Raw genomic sequence first — 17,275 nt, forward strand, 5'->3', positions numbered from 1 at the left:
GAGATGCGAGGCGACTGGACGCGCGCTTACGCGAACAGGATGGAGACCTTTTTCAGAGCCGCGACGAGAGCATCCACATCCGCGGGGGTGTTGTAGAGCGAGAAGGATGCTCGAGCTGTGGCGGGGACGCCGAGCCGATGCATGAGCGGCTCGCAGCAATGGTGTCCGGTGCGGATGGCTACCCCCTCCGTGTCGAGCACGGTCCCGATGTCGTGGGGATGGGCCTCGCCCATGGTGAAGGAGATGGCGCCCGAGCGGACTTTTGGATGGCCGATGATTCGCACCCCTGGGATTTCGGAGAGGCGAGCGACGGCGTGTTCCACCAGGTCCGTTTCGTAGGCGTGAATGGTTTCGAGTCCGACTGCCGAAAGGTAGTCGATGGCCACGCCCAGCCCGATGGCCCCTTCGATATGCGGGGTTCCCGCCTCGAAGCGGGAAGGCGGCTCCTTGAAGGTGGTGCCCTCGAAGGATACGTGCGAGATCATGTCTCCGCCGCCTTGGTACGGGCGCATGGCGGCTAGTCGCTCGGCCTTCCCATAGAGAGCGCCGATACCGGTGGGCCCGTAAACCTTGTGGCCGGAAAAAATGAGGAAATCGCAGCCCAAGGCCTGCAGGTCGACTGGCTGATGCTGCACGGCTTGGGCGGCGTCAACCAATGTCGGGACGCCCAGAGCTTTCGCTTTGTTCAGCAAGGGCTGGATGTCGTTCACGGTGCCGATGGCGTTGGAGACCCAGACGATGCTGAAAAATTTGGTACGCTCGGTGAGCAGCTCGTCGATGTTGGAGAGGTCTAGATCGGCGTCGTCGGTGACGGGTATAACCTTCAAGGTGGCGCCGACGCGTTCGCAAAGCAGCTGCCAGGGCACGATGTTGGCGTGGTGTTCCATGGCGGAGATGAGGATCTCGTCCCCTTTTTTCAGCATGGGCTCCACGAAGGAGTGGGCGACCAGATTTACGGACTCGGTGGCCCCGCGGGTGAAAACGATTTCGGAATCGCTCTCCGCGTTGAGGAAGCGGGCGATTTTGCCGCGAGCGTTTTCGTAGGCTCCGGTGGCCTCGGTGGAGAGCAGGTGCACCCCTCGGTGGATGTTTGCGTTCTCCTGCGAGTAGTAGCGGGTGATGGCGTCGATGACCTGTTGCGGCTTCTGGGTCGATGCGGCGTTGTCCAGGTAGACGAGCGGCTTTCCGTGCACCTGTCGCTGCAGGATCGGAAAGTCGCTTCGGACCGACTGCAAGGCGTCCGGAATAGCGGGAGGCGTGATCTGTTTGGCTGCGTTTGACATGGTAGCTTGGTCTTGGAGCTATACCAGTCAACGAGGCGCTGTCCAATAAAATGGCGCTGCCGAAGCGGCCCTGCTGGGCGTTTTAGGGATACGTTTCGCTGATCATCTTGACGTGACTCGGAACTTGCCTCTCGGGGGAAGGGCTCCCATATAGCCCCAATGCCATTTTCAGGACTTGGTCTATCAGACAAAATCAATAGCGCTCTCAGCGACCTTGGCTTCACTCAGCCGACCCCAATTCAGGAGCAGGCGATCCCGTTGATTTTGGAGGGGCACGACCTCATCGGCTCGGCCCAGACTGGCACTGGCAAGACCGCTGCCTTCGGCCTGCCGATCCTGCAGCGCATTCAGCCGGGTAAACCGTTCCAGTGCCTGATTCTGGAGCCCACTCGCGAGCTCGCGGCTCAGGTGGAGGAATCGCTCGGCACCTTCGCCAAGCACCTCAACATCGAAATCGGCCTCATCTACGGCGGCGTGAAGTACGGCGGGCAGCTCGATATGATTAAGCGCGGGGCGGAAATCATCGTCGCCACGCCCGGGCGCTTGCTCGATCACTTGCAGCAGGGAGCCTTGCAGCTCAAGGACTTGGACTATCTGGTGCTGGACGAGGTGGACCGCATGCTGGACATGGGCTTTTTGCCTGACGTGAAGCGCATCGTGGAACGCTGCAGCAAGGATCGTCAGACACTGCTCTTCACCGCTACGCTTCCGCCAGCCATCAAGACCCTAACCAACTGGGTGCTCAACAATCCGAAGATCGTGGAGATCGGCCAGTCGCGTTCCGCAGCGGAAACGGTCAGCCATGCCTTCTACCCGGTGGTGGAGCGCCAGAAGTACAAGCTGCTCATCGAGCTGCTGCAGCGCACCCATTTCGAAAGCGTGCTCATCTTCTGCCGCACCAAGTTCAACGCGGACATGATCAGCCGCCGCCTGGAGCGATTGAACCACAGCGTCGCCGTGCTGCATTCGGACCGGACTCAGCGCGAACGCACCGAGGCCCTCAAGGGCTTCAAGGATGGCAAGTTCGAAGTATTGGTAGCGACTGATATCGCGGCTCGCGGCTTGGACATCGCCGGCGTCACCCATGTGATCAACTACGACGTGCCGCTGCATGCGGAGGACTACGTGCACCGCATCGGCCGCACGGGTCGCGCTTCGAAGGAAGGGGACGCGTTCACTTTGCTCACCGAGGACGAGGTGAAAAACGCCGCCGCCATCGAGCATTTCATCGGCAAGAAGGTGGAGCGCAAAAAGTTGGACGGGTTCAACTACATGTACTCCGCCCTGTTCAACGCCCAGGAGAAGGCGGCAGCGGGCGGGGCTCGCAGTCGGCTGCGCCGCGGATAGTCGTTCGCGGAAGAACCGGTTTCCTTTTCGGAAGCTCCTCGGAGGGGGAGCTTGCTCAACCGCCGTGGTTGCGGTCGTTCCACTCGCGCAGGATCTTGTAGGACATCTCGTAGATCTCGCTCGGATCGAAGGGCTTGTAGAGGATTCGCGCCGGGGTGGAGGGACCAAGTCGATCGACGATCGTATCGTAGGTGTGGTCCGAATAAGCGGTCACGATGATGAAGTTCATCTGAGGATCGACCTGGCGCAGGTTTTCGATGGTCTCCAGTCCATCCCATCCTGGGGGCATGCGCATGTCGACGTAGGCCAGCGGATAGCGCACGCCCTTGGCCAGGTGCTTCTTCACCATCTCGAAGGCCTCCTCGCCCTGGAAGGCTGACTGGAGTACGAAATTGCGGATGCGGCGGCGCTGCTTCTTTGGCTGATCGTCGAAGAGCATGTCCTCGAGCTCGTCGAGCTTCTGCCCGGCGCTATCGTATTGTTCGGGGCAGAGCACCGCCTTGTAGTCTCGATGGATGGCGTGGTTGTCGTCGATGAGGAGAATCGAGCGGTTTTGCAGGGAGGCGAGGTCGATGTCGTTTGTCGCGGCTGACATGTTTAGGGATCGGAAGACTTTCTAGGGCAAGCTGAGCGATTCACTTGGGTGGAGGAGCGAGGAGGCTCAGTTCGAGCGCTCGGATCTCGGGCGCTTGATCGAAGGTCGTTTGGGTTGAGGTTGCTGGTGCGTCAGTTCTTTGGTTGGCGGGGCGACTCGCTATCCATAAGATGAAAATGAAGCGGCTTTGCAAATGCTCGCGCCGCTTTTTTTTACAAAATCCGCGCTCGGCGGTCCTCTCGCGTCGCCGGATTCTAGGGCGACTCGCTCAGCGAGGCCCTGCCATCTGGGCTGATCTCGACCGTTACCAGCGACGGCATGGGCGTGTCGTGGGCGCTGGGGTACTGGGAAAACTGCACGCGCTGCTCCGAGGAGTCGTCCGTTTCCAGCAGCGTGGCGGTTTTCGGATCGAAGCGATGGTGCCGCTTTCGGTTGACCAGTTCCATCTGGGCGATGGAGATCGCCTCCTGCTCTTGCAAGCCGTCGCTCAGATCGATGCGAGCGAGCGACTCGCGGATGGATTCGAATTCGGCCAAGGTGAGCCCCCCGTAGCCGCGTCTTCGACTCTGCTCGATGGCCCGAGCGAGGTAGCCGATGGCTCTCCATACATCGTGGTCGGAGGGAATGGTGATGGAGGAGCGAATCTTGATGATCTGGCCGTTCACGCCGGCCACGAGCAGGTGTCCGTCCTTTTGGAACAGATCTTCGCCGTAGGTGAAATCCGCGTACAGAAAGTCGGTGCCGGCAAGCGTCCGGGTGCCGGTCTCGCGCAGCACGAAGTTCGAGTAGATGCGCCTCTTGGTGGCTTTGCGAATATCGTCGATGGCGTTTTGGAAGCTGTCCTCGATCACTTCGCTATCGATGCCGACGGGGATCACGCTCGCCTGTAGGTCGTAAACGAATACATCCAGCCGAGCGTGGTTGTTGCGGTAGGAGATGGCCACCCCGAGGCCAGGGGAGCGCTCTTCGAGCAGCACGATGGGCTGGCGAAAGAGCTCGTCGAGAGCTCCGGGAAAGTAGATGCCGGTTTCGGTGTGGAAGTAAGGGGCCGGGGCTAGCTCCAGATTGGTCTTCGGGTTCGCCACCTTCACCTGGGCGCAGGAGCTTAGTAGGAGGCCGCTCAGGGCGAGCAGCAGTCTCGCGAGGGCGTTCGGGTTGCGGTTGAGGAGGCCGAAGGACACTTGAAGAGAGGTTGTAGTCAAATAGCGGAGACGCAACTGCCCGCGGCGCTATTGGGAGGGGGATGGAGGGTTCATGGCGAGAGGAATGATGTGACAGATTAAGGAGAAACCCTGCGGCTGAATTTGTTCAAAAAGCGACGCAGGTAAATGGATAAAGTTCGATCGGAGTCCCGGGCGGAGTCGAGCGATCCTTGGGGGGCCAAGTCGGGCCCTGTCTACTTCTTCGTTTCGGAGCGGATTCTGGATGCTGCCAGTTCGCTGCCAGAGCTATTGGCGACGCAGCTTCTGGGCGGGGCGCCCCATTTGCTGGTAGAAGAGCTGGCGTATGCTTTCCACTCTGGCTCGGATGGCGGGCGAACTGGATGAGAGCAGTTTGACGCTCCATACGGGGCCATGCGCCAGGCGACTCGAGCCGATCAAAGTCTGCTCGTCCTGCATTTCGTAGATCCGCTGCCACAGCGGGGAGTCGTCCTGCAGGGTTTGCGAGCAGAGCAGAAGCGAAGCGTAGAAGGGGCGCTTGCCGTGGGCGGGCTCGATCCACCCCAGATCCGTTTGCTGCGATGGGCGGATATGAAACTTCTCGTCCAGCGCGAGCTGACCCTCGTAGCGAAGCTGAAGTCGATTGCGGAAGCTGCGGAAGCCGAACTGCTCGCCATGGGCCACGCGGCCGGGGGCGATGGTTTCCACGAAAAAGAGCTCCGCTCCGGTGGAGAGATCGATGGAGGTTCGCTGGACGAAGGAGCTTTCCGCCTGCAGGATGAGCCATTCGGGATTCGACTCCAGAAGGGCTCTGGGCCCGACCCGGAAGCGCTGCTGCCACTGGGCCCCTTCCTGCGCGTCCATTTTGTGGATGCGCAGGGAGGATGGGTTGGACAGGACGAGGGCCGCTCCCTCGTCGACGCGGACGTCGAGCTCGACTTCGTCGCCCCCGAGCATGCCAGCGGTGGGGCACATCAGGTTCAGGAGCAAGCTGTGGCCGTCCCAATAGGGTTTGCTGATGTGTATGGGCGACTTGAACTCCTTGCGGGCGAATCGGTGCGGCTGGCTGGGCGCGGCCTCCACGGACAGTCTGAGGTAGCCCGCGACGCGCTGTCGCTTGGGCTGTTCGGTTGGGCTGGCGGCTTGCAATCCTAGAAAAGGTATTCGCGTTTCAGCCAGTCCACCACTTCGTCCAGACCTTTTCTGGTCTTGAGGTCGCAAAAAAGAAACGGCCGCTCGCCGCGCATCTTCTTCGAGTCGCGATCCATGACGCCTAGGTCCGCCCCGACGTAGGGAGCGATGTCGATCTTGTTGATGATCATCAGATCGGAGTGCTGGATGGCTGGACCGCCCTTGCGCGGGATCTTGTCTCCTTCGGCCACATCGATCACATAGATGAACGCATCTACCAGTTCGGGCGAAAAGGTGGCGGAAAGGTTGTCGCCGCCTGATTCGATCAGCACCACCTTGGTATCCGGGTGTCGCTCTACCAGCTCGTTGATGGCGGCCATGTTCATGCTGGTATCGTCGCGAATGGCGGTGTGCGGACAGCCGCCGGTCTCCACGCCCATGACGCGGTCCGCCGGCAGGGCGTTGTGGCGCACGAGAAACTCCGCGTCCTCGCGGGTGTAGATGTCGTTGGTGATGGCCACCAGGCTGAGCTCTTCGCGCAGCGTTTCGCAAAGGCGCAGCAGCAGCATGGTCTTGCCGGAACCGACAGGGCCGCCGATTCCGATTCGTACGGGGCGAGATATGTTGGTGTCTTGGGTCATGAAAGAGAAAGGGTTCGCTTAGGAAATGAAAAGTCGGGCGAAGGCCCGTTCGTGGCGATCGGAGGCGATGTCGATGGTAGGAAGAAACGCTCCGGCGTATTCACGATCTACTGACATGGAATCGTCGATCAAGCTTTGGAGGTTTTCTAGGGCTTGCGTGAGTACGAGCTGGGCGCCTTCCTGACCGATGCGGATGAGCTTTAGCGAAGCGGCGCAAGGGGCGGCGATCGCTTGATAGGCCCAGGCGGTGAGCGTCGCAGACAACGGCGTTTCCAGATCGACGTTTTCCGCCGCGAAGATGCTCAGGTGGTGGGGCGTGATCTGCTTTCGCTCTTGGAGTTCAGCGAGGCGAGCGAAGCGTGGCGTGGGCCGCAGCTTGCTGATGAGGCGCAGTCGCTGCTTGCCTTGAGAGGCGCTGGCTTGGCGAATCTCTCGGCTCGGCTTAGCGGCTCCGATCTCCTGGTCGAGCTCGCTGAGCAGGGTGAAGTCGTCAGCGAGATTCGCATCGTATGCGAATCGCAAATACGGAAGCTCGAAGGTTCGGAGGTTGAGGTGGAGGGAGGTCTCGATGTACTTCAGGAGCGTCGACTGATCGTGGACCACGCCTTGGGCGCAGAGTTCTTCCATGCCATAGGAGTGTGCGTAGGACCCGATCGGAAAGAGCGGATCTGTCGTTTGCAGCATCGACTTGAGCCAGGATATGTCCATCGGAGGTGAAAGAGGCGCTGAGGCGATCGCCCAGCTCCTAGTGATGATGGTGATGCGCTCCGGCGTTGGAGGGCGGTTGGAAAATGGCTCGTTCTTCGCTGTACGCGATTTCCGCTCGCTCCAGCATCTGCCGCACCGCTGGATCATCCTGAGCCAGGATTGCCTGCGCTTCGAAGGCTGCGGGGAAATGCATATTGCCAATCATCCAGCCATACAAGGCGGCCTGTTCGGCGTTTGCGAACGGAACCTTGAGAACCGGCTCCGGCTCTTGCTCGATGAGGTAGACGCTGTCCTCCGTTTCGAAAAAAGGCGTGGCGTGCGTCAGGGGGTGCGAGAGGTCGAAACCGAAATCGGCGCCGTCGCTGGCGGTGGCCCTGAAGCGGCGCTTGGCGAGTTTGAGACGATCGATCTTAAGTGGTATTCGTTTTTTGGATTCAGGTATTTCGTGGAAATGGGAGGTGATGAGCTGCATGGGAGTTTCGCTGACGGGATAGGCGTATTGCGAGGGGCGTGGCGCCCGCGAGCGACGCTGATCTGATGAGGTGAGCTGTCCGCAGTGGACGCGGTCAGAATAGGAAGTAGCGCTGGGCGAGGGGGACTTCCTTTGCCGGCTCGCAGGTTAGGATTTCTCCATCGGCTTTCACTTCGTAGGTTTCGGGATCAACCTCGATCTTTGGCGTGGCGTCGTTGTGGATGAGATCCTTCTTCGATAGCTTGCGGGTGCCCTTGACCGCGACCAGGCGCTTTTCGAGCCCTAGCTGGTTGTTGTGGCCCTCTTTGAGGAATTCCTTGCTCACGAAGGTGACGCAGGTGCTGCGCTTGGCCCGTCCATGAGCGGCGAACTGCTTGCGGTAGAAGGTGGGCTGTGGCGTGGGTATGGACGCGTTCGGGTCACCCATGTTGGCCAGGGCGATCATGCCGCCTTTGAGCACGAGCTCGGGTTTCACCCCGAAGAAGGCGGGCTTCCATACCACGATATCCGCCAGCTTGCCCACTTCGATGGAGCCCACTTCGTGAGCGACTCCGCAGGCGATCGCCGGATTGATGGTGTATTTGGCCAAGTAGCGAAGCACGCGGAAGTTGTCGGCGGCTGGGTGCTGCTCGGATGGGAGCTTGCCGCGCTGCTGCTTCATCTTGTGGGCGGTTTGCCAAGTGCGGCAGATCACCTCGCCGACGCGGCCCATAGCTTGGGAATCGCTCGACATGATGGAGAAGGCTCCGAGATCGTGCAGGATGTCCTCTGCGGCGATGGTTTGCGGGCGGATGCGAGATTCGGCGAACGCCACGTCCTCGGGAATCTTGGAGTCGAGATGGTGGCAGACCATGAGCATGTCGAGGTGCTCGTCGATCGTATTCACCGTGTAAGGACGGGTCGGATTCGTGGAAGAGGGAAGCACGTTTAGCTCGCCGCAGACCTTTATGATATCCGGGGCATGGCCGCCACCGGCTCCCTCGGAGTGGAAGGTGTGGATGACGCGGTTCTTGAAGGCGGCGATGGTGTCCTCCACGAAGCCGGCTTCGTTGAGGGTGTCGGTGTGAATGGCGACCTGGACATCCATCTCGTCCGCTACGCTCAAGCAAGTGTCGATGGCGGCCGGCGTGGTGCCCCAGTCCTCGTGCAGTTTCAAGCCCATCGCTCCAGCCGCGACCTGCTCGCGTAGAGCGTCCGGGTTGGACGAGTTGCCTTTGCCCATGAATCCGAGGTTCATGGGGTATTCCTCAGCCGCTTCCAGCATGCGGTGGATGTTCCAGATGCCAGGCGTGCAGGTGGTGGCGTTGGTGCCGGTAGCGGGTCCGGTGCCTCCACCGGTCATGGAGGTGACGCCGGATGCGAGGGCTTCGTCGATTTGCTGCGGACAGATGAAGTGGATATGGGAGTCGAATCCGCCCGTGGTGATAAGGTGCCCTTCGCCTGCGATCACTTCGGTGCCGGCTCCGACTGTCATGCCTTCGCTGATACCGTCTTGAATAAGCGGATTGCCAGCGTGACCGATTCCTGAGATGCGGCCGTTCTTGATCCCAATATCCGCTTTTATGATACCTTGGACCGCATCGAGGATGGTGGCATTTGTGATGACCAGATCGAGAACCTCCGCGTCGGTGGCTTGGGGAGACTGCCCCATGCCGTCGCGGATGACCTTTCCTCCTCCGAATTTCACTTCGTTTCCATACCCGCCGTTTTCGGCGATGAGGTCGCGCTCGACCTCGATGAAGAGCTCCGTGTCTCCTAGCCGGACTTGGTCTCCGACGGTTGGTCCGAACATCTCGGCGTATTGGCGTCTATCGAATTCTAGGCTCATGGGGAAGTTTCTGAATGGGTTTGCGAGGTGGGACTAGAGCTTGCCGTTGACGCGGCCGTTCAGGCCGTAGACTTCGCGGGATCCGGCGAGGGCTACCAGCTCGATCTCCTTGGTGTCGCCCGGCTCGAAGCGGATGGCGGTGCCCGCGGCGATATTGAGACGGAAGCCGCGCGTCGTTTCTCGGTCGAAGGAAAGGGCGGAGTTCACTTCGTAGAAGTGGAAATGGCTGCCCACCTGAATGGGGCGATCTCCGGTGTTGCTCACCTCTAACGTCCTGGTTTCGAGACCGACGTTGGCTTGTAGTGGCTTTCCGGATGCAGGTATGATTTCTCCAGGTATCATTGGATCGGATTGTGCACGGTTACGAGTTTGGTGCCGTCGGGAAAGGTTGCTTCCACCTGGACCTCATGGATCATTTCGGCGACGCCTTCCATGACGTCATCTCTTTTGAGAAGGGTAGCTCCGTAGGCCATCAGTTCGGAAACCGATTTGCCGTCCCGCGCGCCCTCGAAGATCTCGTATGTGATTATGGATACAGCTTCCGGGTAGTTGAGCTTCAGTCCTCTGGCTTGTCGTCTGCGCGCTAGATCGGCGGCGACGACGACCATGAGCTTTTCTTGTTCGCGTGGGGAGAGGTGCATAGTCGAGAAGAGAGTGGCGGTTGTTGATGGCCAGCGTCTTGGGGCGCTCGGCGAAGGGTCTGAGGAGCAGGATCTAGGCCACGGCCCGGTTTTCAAGCCTCAAGAGATGGCGGGGTCCATTCTGATGTTATGAAACGTTCCGACCCCTTGGTGGAACCACGCCCGGCAATGCGTCTAAGGGTAGGCATGGAGGCTGAGCCGATGAGTGATCTATTTTAATCACCCTAGGTTTTCACATGCGAGAAATTCATGGAATCGTGTATTTTTTAGCATTTTTTATGAGTTGGCCCAACAGATGCTAGCTGTCCCCAAGCCCCCGTTTTCGTCAGTTCGATGAGCTCAGGGCGAACCTCATTACTATTCAACCAACCCTCCTATTGTAAACCTATGAAGTTAGCTAAGAAATTAACCCTTGGCGTTGTCTCTGCGGCAGCGTTTATCAGCTCCTCGCTCGTCGCCGAGGAAACCGTGAAGGTCGGAGTCCTGCATTCCTTGTCGGGCACCATGGCCATCAGCGAGACCTCGCTGCGCGACATCCTTCTTTTCGCCTTTGACGAGATCAACGCGAATGGTGGCGTTCTCGGCAAGCAGATCGAGCCGGTCGTGGTCGACGGGGCGTCCGATTGGCCGACCTTCGCCGAGAAGGCGGAGCAGTTGCTGGCCCAGGACGAAGTCGCGGTCACCTTTGGCTGCTGGACGTCGGTGAGCCGCAAGTTCGTGCTGCCGGTTTACGAGAAGTACAACGGTTTGCTCTTCTACCCGGTGCAGTACGAAGGCGAAGAGATGTCTCCAAACATCTTCTACACGGCGGAAGCGGTCAACCAGCAGGCCATCCCTGCGGTGGATTTCCTTTTGGACGAGGGGTACGAGAAGTTTTATCTCATCGGAACCGACTACGTCTACCCGCAGACCACCAACTTGGTTCTTTTCGAGTACTTGAAGTCGAAGGGCATTCCTGAGGAGAATATCGGCGGCGGACTTCGCAAGGAGAACGGCGAAGTGATCTCTGCGGGCAAGTACACGCCTTTCAGCCATACCGACTACCAGCAGATCGTTGCTGAAATTAAGAACTTCGCAGCGGGCGGCGACGCGGCGGTGATCAACACCATCAATGGCGATTCCAACGTTTCCTTCTTCAAGGAAATCGCGGCCTCCGGCATCACTTCCGATACGACTCCAATCGTTTCTTTCAGCCTTTCTGAAGACGAGTTCCGGGCTCTTCCAACGGATGACCTGGTGGGTCACCTCGGTTGCTGGACCTATTTCATGTCCCTGGATACGCCGGAAAACGAGGAGTTCGTGGCGAACTTCCAGAAATGGCTTAAGGAGGACGCTCCAAGCAGCGTGGAGAAGGAGAATCGCGTGACCTGCTCTCCCATGGTGCTTTCCTACAATGGCGTTTATCTCTGGAAGGCCGCGGTCGAGAAGGCCGGGACCTTCGATGTGGACGCGGTGATCGCCGAGCTTGAGAAGGGGATCTCCTTCGATGGTCCAGGCGGTACGGTCACCACGCAGGAGAACCACCACCTGACCAAAAACGTTTACATCGGCGAGACGCTTGAAAACGGGCAGTTCGAGATCCTCGAGTCCTATGAGGATGTTTATGGCGAGCCCTTCCTGAAGGGCACCTTCGAATAGGTCGCCAAGTCTCTTGAAACACTTCGGGCTCGCTCTGGTTTCCCCTGACCTCCAGAGCGGGCCTTTCTTCCCTCACTCCTCAATTCAGTCCAACTGAACTCCCTCTTATGAAGAAGTCGTTTTTTGTCTTCGCATTGTTTTTCGTATCAAGCCTTTGGGGACAGGACGATCCCCGAGTAAGGCAGCTCCTTTCGGATCTAGCCTTGGAAAAGGCGACGGATCAGGACGCGCTGCTTAGCGAGCTCGCCGATTCGGGCGATTCGTTCGTGACGCGCTTTGTCGACGCCTGGCGCACGGGCGAGGTTTTCAACTACACGCCGGAAGGCGCGGAACCGATCATCGTGATCAAGGTATCCGAGGAATACATACAGCTGACCACCTGGGAGGAGCTCGACCTGACGCCCGCCCAGATCGAAGAGGTGGAGGATAACAAGAATCGTCCTTCCCGAAGCCTGCGCCGCACGCTCTCTCAGATAACGGACACCGTGGACTTGGCCTCGAAGGAGGTGCGCAAGCGCATCGACGCGGCCTTGAAGCTTGGCCAAAGCCAGCGCGAGGAATACCTACCGGTTCTCCGAGCCCGTTTGGAGAAGGAGGAAAACGATTCCGCGACGAAAGCGCTGCGTGAGGCCATCGCCATAAGCTTGCTGGCCAATCATTCTAATCCGGAGGAGCTTCATGAAGCGGTCGTCCAGCTCGGCGAGTTCCGCTCCATCGCCGCTAAGAGTAAGATTGAAGCGTTACGGGACAAAGCCTTGGAGGAGGGGAACGAAACCCTCGCCGCGGCGGCCGCTTTCTCTGTGAGGCAGATCGAGGATCACGAAGCGGTTCTCCGTCACGCGGGCAGTGTCTTTCGTGGGATCAGCACCGGCAGCATCCTGCTTATCGTCGCTTTCGGCCTGGCGATCACCTTCGGCTTGATGGGCATTATCAACATGGCTCACGGGGAGTTTGTGGCCATCGGCGGCTACACCTGCTATGTGATGAACGAGTTCTTCGGCGATCGCTACGGAACTCAGTCGGACGCCTACCAATGGTTTTTCTGGTGCTCGATTCCGCTAAGCTTTCTGGTGGCCGGAGCCTTGGGCTGGGTCCTGGAGAAGAGCTTTTTCCGTTTTCTCTACAAGCGCCCTTTGGAGTCGCTGCTGGCGACTTGGGGCCTGTCGATGGTCATGCGTCAGATGTTCCGACTCATCTTCGGAGCTGCCAACGTGCAGGTGGGAAACCCGGAGGTGCTGTCGGGCAATGTCGAGTTCTGGGGGCTGGCCATGAGCGAGGCGCGGATCTTCGCCATCGGCTTCGCGGGCTTCGTGGCCCTGCTGACCTGGGCGCTTTTGACGCAGACGAATCTCGGTCTCTACATCCGAGCCGTGATGCAGAACCGGAACATGGCTTCCAGTCTCGGAATTCCGGTCAAGCGGGTGAATTCGCTCACCTTCGCGTTTGGTTGCGGGCTGGCGGCGATGGCTGGCGCGGTGCTTTCGCAAATCGGAAACGTGGGGCCCGAGATGGGGCAGGCGTACATCGTGCAGAGCTTTATGGTCGTCGTTGTCGGAGGCGTTGGCAACTTGCTGGGGGCCGGTCTTTCCGCTCTAGGCATCGGAGTCGTAGACCAACTGCTGCAGCCTTTGATCGGACCGATCATGGGCACCATCGCGGTATTGTTCATCATCATCCTGTTTCTTCAGTGGAAGCCCGGCGGGCTGTTTCCCACGAAGTCTCGTAGCATGGAAGACTAGAAAGGAAAGTCGCTGTGAAGCTTTTTGATAGTAAGATAGAACTCGGAGGTTTTCTGATTGCAGGGGTGGTCCTTGTTTTCATTTTGCCGTTTTTGAATGCCTACGTGCCGGAGGGGAGCGCGTTTCACTTTTCCGAATACCACATCGGGCTTTGGGGGAAGTACATCACCTGGGCGGTTTTGGCCATGAGCCTGAATCTGCTTTGGGGATACACGGGGCTGCTTTGTCTCTGTCAGGCCTTGTTCTTCGCCTTGGGGGCGTATTCGTTCGGCATGTACCTGATGCTGCACGCTGGCGTGGACCCCGTCTACAACACGGCGTTGCCGGACTTCATGGATTTCCAAGGCTACACCTCGTTGCCTTGGTATTGGGTGCCGTTTGAGAGCGGGACCTTCGCGGTGATCGCTTCCATGGTGTTGCCCGGTTTGCTCGCTTTGGTGTTCGGCTACCTCGCCTTCAGCTCGCGGATCAAGGGCGTGTATTTCTCCATTTTGACTCAAGCCCTGACCTATGCCCTGTCGTTGTTTTTCTTCATGAATACGGCGACTCTCTTCGGGAAGAGCTTCATCTTGTTCGGCGGCAACAACGGTCTGAACAATTTCGGAGAGATCTTTGGCTTTGGGATCAATGCGGCGTCGACCAAGCGCGCGGTGTTCGTGGGAAGTGCTTTGCTGCTTTTGGCGGTTTACGTTTTGATCGCCTGGCTGATCAAGACGAAGCTGGGCATGGTTCAGCAAGCGATTCGAGATAGCGAAAACCGAGTGCGGTTTTCCGGGTATTCGACGACGCACTACAAGCTGCTGATATTCGTGGGCGCGGCTATGGTCGCTGGCATCGCAGGGGCGTTTTACGTGCCGCAGGTGGGCGGGATCAACGCGAACGAGATGGTGCCTGCGAAATCGCTGGACGTGGTCGTCTGGGTCGCTCTCGGCGGTCGCGGCACCAAGTTCGGTCCGGTCATCGGAGCGATCGTGGTAAGCGTCATCAAGAGCTACGCCCAAGTGGAGTTCCCGAATTCCTGGCTCATCATACTCGGGGCGATCTTCATGTTCGTGGTGCTGTTCATGCCGAATGGACTGGCGGGGCTGCCCAAGCAGCTCGCTCCTTATATCGACCGTATGCGAAAGAAGAATACGCCGCCAGCTGATCCTGCAACCTCCTCCGCATCCTCATGATTCACATACCTGACAAGAAATCCACATCCCTCGTTCTGTCGGTCGAGGGCGTTGACAAGTCATTCGACGGATTCAAGGCGATCAACGATCTGAACTTCTACCTTGCCGAAGGGGAGCTGCGCACGGTTATCGGTCCGAACGGAGCCGGAAAGAGCACCTTCATGGATCTCATCACGGCCCGAACGAAGCCCGACAAAGGCAGGATTCTCTTTCACAAGGAAAACAACGAAGACGTGGATTTGACCCGAGTCCGGGAGCACAAGATCAGCCAGCTGGGCATCGGCCGCAAGTTTCAGAACCCCACGGTCTATCGCTCGCACACCGTTTACGACAATCTCAAGCTCTCGCTCGCGGGGGAGCGCGGACTGCTGCATTCGCTGTTCTATCGCGAATCCAAGGAGGATCGGGAGAAGATCTACGATGTGATGAAGACGATCCGGCTCGAGGAGCATGCGGACGTCGTGGCGGGGGCTTTGTCGCATGGGCAGAAGCAATGGCTGGAGATCGGCATGTTGCTGGCTCAGGATCCGCGCATCATGCTAGTGGACGAACCCGCTGCGGGAATGAGCGACGAGGAAACCGAGCGTACCGGCGAGCTCTTGTTGAGTTTGGAAGGCAAGCACAGCTTGATCGTTATCGAGCATGACATGGAGTTCGTGCGACAGATCGCGCGTCGCGTCACGGTGCTTCACCAAGGACACGTGCTCAAGGAGGGCAGCTTCGATTTCGTCAAGAGCGACCCGCAGGTGATAGAGGTTTACCTCGGCAGGCAGACTCGCAAGCATTGAGAAATTCAGATTATGGATACGAAAACACTGACGAAAGATAGTCCTGAGTCCTCCAGCGCAGCCAAGCTGCTTTCGGTGAAGGATGTATGCGCGGGCTACGACGAGTCGCTCATCTTGAAGGGGGTGTCCATCGAAGTGCCGGAGCGCAAAGCCGTCGCGTTGCTCGGGCGAAACGGCGTGGGCAAAACGACCCTCCTGAACACCATTTTAGGCACAGTGCCCACGAAGTCGGGATCGATCGAATTCGATGGTCAGCAGATCCACAGCATGGCCGCGGATCGCCGGGCCCGTATGGGAATCGGCTACGTGCCGCAGGGGCGCGACATTTTTCCTGGGCTGACGGTGTGGGAGAATCTGAATGTGAGCCTGCGTGTTTCGGGCTCGCGCGGCATCGAGGCGGAGAAGCGGCTGGATTCCGTTTACGACCTGTTTCCCGTCTTGAAAGACATGCTCAAACGCAAAGGGGGCGTGTTGAGCGGAGGCCAGCAGCAGCAGTTGGCCATCGGTCGAGCTCTGCTGCTCAAGCCCAAGATCCTCATTTTGGACGAGCCGACGGAAGGCATTCAGCCATCGATCATCGACCAGATCGAGGACGCGATCTACTCCATTCGCAAGAAGGGCGAGATGAGCGTGATTCTGGTCGAGCAGTATATCGACTTCGCCCGGAACGCCTGTGACTCCTTCTACATTCTGGAAAGAGGTTCGGTGGTGGAGAAGGGACCGATCGCCCGTCTCGACGACGGCTTAGTGGAGCGCTATTTGACGGTCTAGGCTGTTCCGGTAAGAGGGATTTGCACCAGGCGGAGCGCGATTTGCGCTCCGTTTTCGTTTTTACGCTCTCATGCCGATTGGATGAGGCGCCTTTCGGGCAAAGCTGGGGGTTGGACGGTCGGGCTGCGCTTTTCTCGCTGCGAGAGGCGAGCAGGCATCGCGGCGCGAGACAGGGGTGGGCTGTGGAGTAGCATGCCGCTGAGGGTGGACGCAAAAAAGCCCTGCTCGCGGGAGCAGGGCTTTGAGGAAATGTTAGGGTCTTCTCGTTTTCTAAGGCCGAACCTTAGAAAGTGAAGAGAGCTTCGACTGCGAACTCGGTGAGGTCGCCGCGCCATTCGCCGCGGTCGGTGAGGCTCACTTCGGTCACGACTGCGAGATTGTCGGTGAAGGCGTGGATGTAAGCAGCGGTGTACTTGAAGTCTTCGTCTTCCCACTGTCCCGAACCAACCATGGAGGAAGCCTCGAGGCTGGTGTAGTCGCGCTGGTCGTCGCTGATACGAGCGGTGAAGGTACCGGCGTCGCTAACAGCTACGCTGTACATGACGAGCCACTGGTTGATGTCGCGGTAGGTGTCCGAGTAGTCGTTGTACTCGAAAGCGAGAGTGGTCGCTCCGAACTCGTAGGAAGCCCAGAAGTTGATCAGTTCGCGATCTTCGAGGCCAGCGTTGGCGGCGTCGAGGCCGTAGCCGAGGTAAACGGTCCATCCGTCAGCTGGAGTGAGGATGAGCTTGGTCTCGAGGCCCATATCGTAGTCGTCGCTGTCGCTGAGGCTGCCGTCGTCGTCGTAGACGGAGTCCAGGATCGCGATGCCCATGCCGCCCCAGTCGCCGCCATCATAGTCGAGCGATACACCATTGTGGTAGCCTGGGATGGTGGTGCCGTAGGCGTAGGAGTACTGGTAGAGGCCGGTTGGCTCTGCCGTTTCCCAGCCGTGGTAGCTGAGGAACTTACCAGCGGTGAGGGACGTGCCTTCGCCGAGGTCGTAGGTGATGAACGCTTGCTCGAGATCGAGTTCGTTGGTCTCGCCGCGTTGGTAGTCGATGTCGACCTGTCCGGTGACTTGGTCGAACGAATAGATGAAGTCGATCTCCATCTGGTCGAGGTCGAAGGACGTGCTGTCTTCACCGTTGTCATCGGCATGATACAGAGACATGTCGAGGAAGCCTGTGATCGACAGGTTGTCGTTGATTTCGATCTGTCCGTATAGGGCAGAAGTGGATAGCAGCGCTCCTGCTGCGGTTAGACTTAGTAGTTTGTTCATTGATCTGAGTTTTTAGGTAGTGACGCTTGTAGCTAGCTACTAGCGAGGAGAGTATAGAACTTGCTGGGAATCAAGGGAACCTGCCAGGAATCCCAAC

The 17,275-nt window shown here is 58.8% G+C and carries 17 protein-coding genes; 6 read left to right on the forward strand and 11 right to left on the reverse strand.

Annotated features, from left to right (window positions below):
• Positions 1-26: 26 nt before the first annotated feature.
• Positions 27-1,283 carry a cysteine desulfurase gene (locus QEH54_RS01345; RefSeq protein WP_309016812.1) on the reverse strand — a complete coding sequence of 419 codons (1,257 nt, stop codon included), beginning with the start codon at positions 1,281-1,283 and terminating at the stop codon, positions 27-29.
• Between the two features lie 159 nt (positions 1,284-1,442).
• Here QEH54_RS01345 and QEH54_RS01350 point away from each other — a divergent pair, with 159 nt between their 5' ends.
• Positions 1,443-2,630: a DEAD/DEAH box helicase gene (locus tag QEH54_RS01350; RefSeq protein WP_309016813.1), complete on the forward strand. Its 1,188-nt coding sequence runs from the start codon at positions 1,443-1,445 to the stop codon at positions 2,628-2,630.
• 55 nt (positions 2,631-2,685) lie between these two features.
• Here the strand turns inward: QEH54_RS01350 and QEH54_RS01355 are convergent, their stop codons facing one another.
• The 9 genes from QEH54_RS01355 to QEH54_RS01390 all read right to left on the reverse strand — a co-directional run bounded on the left by QEH54_RS01355 (position 2,686) and on the right by QEH54_RS01390 (position 9,806).
• Positions 2,686-3,225, reverse strand: a complete 540-nt coding sequence (locus QEH54_RS01355) for a response regulator (protein ID WP_309016814.1) — start codon at positions 3,223-3,225, stop codon at positions 2,686-2,688.
• A 254-nt stretch (positions 3,226-3,479) separates the two neighbouring features.
• Positions 3,480-4,406 (reverse strand): hypothetical protein, encoded by a 927-nt coding sequence (locus QEH54_RS01360; RefSeq protein ID WP_309016815.1) that lies wholly within the window; start codon positions 4,404-4,406, stop codon positions 3,480-3,482.
• A 267-nt stretch (positions 4,407-4,673) separates the two neighbouring features.
• Entirely contained in the window at positions 4,674-5,534 is an 861-nt protein-coding gene (locus tag QEH54_RS01365) for an urease accessory protein UreD (protein WP_309016816.1), read from the reverse strand.
• Positions 5,535-5,536: 2 nt separating this feature from the next.
• The gene (ureG, locus tag QEH54_RS01370) at positions 5,537-6,157 is read right to left on the reverse strand and encodes an urease accessory protein UreG (protein ID WP_309016817.1); all 621 of its coding nucleotides are present in this window, start codon (positions 6,155-6,157) and stop codon (positions 5,537-5,539) included.
• A gap of 18 nt (positions 6,158-6,175) precedes the next feature.
• Complete coding sequence (locus tag QEH54_RS01375; protein WP_309016818.1) at positions 6,176-6,865, reverse strand: urease accessory UreF family protein; 690 nt, start codon at positions 6,863-6,865, stop codon at positions 6,176-6,178.
• A 37-nt stretch (positions 6,866-6,902) separates the two neighbouring features.
• Positions 6,903-7,337: a hypothetical protein gene (locus QEH54_RS01380; RefSeq protein WP_309016819.1), complete on the reverse strand. Its 435-nt coding sequence runs from the start codon at positions 7,335-7,337 to the stop codon at positions 6,903-6,905.
• A gap of 94 nt (positions 7,338-7,431) precedes the next feature.
• Positions 7,432-9,165, reverse strand: coding sequence for an urease subunit alpha (ureC, locus tag QEH54_RS01385; RefSeq protein WP_345785625.1), 1,734 nt, complete (start codon positions 9,163-9,165; stop codon positions 7,432-7,434).
• A gap of 33 nt (positions 9,166-9,198) precedes the next feature.
• Positions 9,199-9,507, reverse strand: a complete 309-nt coding sequence (locus QEH54_RS22895; RefSeq protein WP_345785626.1) for an urease subunit beta — start codon at positions 9,505-9,507, stop codon at positions 9,199-9,201.
• Positions 9,504-9,806, reverse strand: coding sequence for an urease subunit gamma (locus QEH54_RS01390; RefSeq protein WP_309016820.1), 303 nt, complete (start codon positions 9,804-9,806; stop codon positions 9,504-9,506). Before QEH54_RS01390 ends, QEH54_RS22895 begins: the two co-directional genes overlap by 4 nt.
• 387 nt (positions 9,807-10,193) lie before the next feature.
• Here QEH54_RS01390 and urtA point away from each other — a divergent pair, with 387 nt between their 5' ends.
• The 5 genes from urtA to urtE all read left to right on the forward strand — a co-directional run bounded on the left by urtA (position 10,194) and on the right by urtE (position 15,917).
• A complete protein-coding gene (gene urtA / locus QEH54_RS01395) occupies positions 10,194-11,444 on the forward strand; it encodes an urea ABC transporter substrate-binding protein (RefSeq protein WP_309016821.1) in 1,251 nt (416 codons plus the stop codon).
• Positions 11,445-11,551: 107 nt separating this feature from the next.
• On the forward strand, positions 11,552-13,183 hold the full coding sequence (gene urtB, locus QEH54_RS01400) for an urea ABC transporter permease subunit UrtB (protein ID WP_309016822.1): 1,632 nt from the start codon (positions 11,552-11,554) through the stop codon (positions 13,181-13,183).
• Positions 13,184-13,197: 14 nt separating this feature from the next.
• Positions 13,198-14,358, forward strand: a complete 1,161-nt coding sequence (gene urtC / locus QEH54_RS01405; protein WP_309016823.1) for an urea ABC transporter permease subunit UrtC — start codon at positions 13,198-13,200, stop codon at positions 14,356-14,358.
• Positions 14,355-15,146: an urea ABC transporter ATP-binding protein UrtD gene (gene urtD, locus QEH54_RS01410; RefSeq protein WP_309016824.1), complete on the forward strand. Its 792-nt coding sequence runs from the start codon at positions 14,355-14,357 to the stop codon at positions 15,144-15,146. The genes urtC and urtD overlap by 4 nt, the downstream gene beginning before the upstream one ends.
• Before the next feature lie 12 nt (positions 15,147-15,158).
• The gene (gene urtE / locus QEH54_RS01415) at positions 15,159-15,917 is read left to right on the forward strand and encodes an urea ABC transporter ATP-binding subunit UrtE (protein WP_309016825.1); all 759 of its coding nucleotides are present in this window, start codon (positions 15,159-15,161) and stop codon (positions 15,915-15,917) included.
• 283 nt (positions 15,918-16,200) lie between these two features.
• Here urtE and QEH54_RS01420 read toward each other — a convergent pair whose 3' ends face one another.
• Positions 16,201-17,178, reverse strand: coding sequence for a porin (locus QEH54_RS01420; protein WP_309016826.1), 978 nt, complete (start codon positions 17,176-17,178; stop codon positions 16,201-16,203).
• Positions 17,179-17,275: the final 97 nt, after the last annotated feature.

The organism is Pelagicoccus sp. SDUM812003 (assembly GCF_031127815.1).
Lineage (GTDB): Bacteria > Verrucomicrobiota > Verrucomicrobiia > Opitutales > Opitutaceae > Pelagicoccus.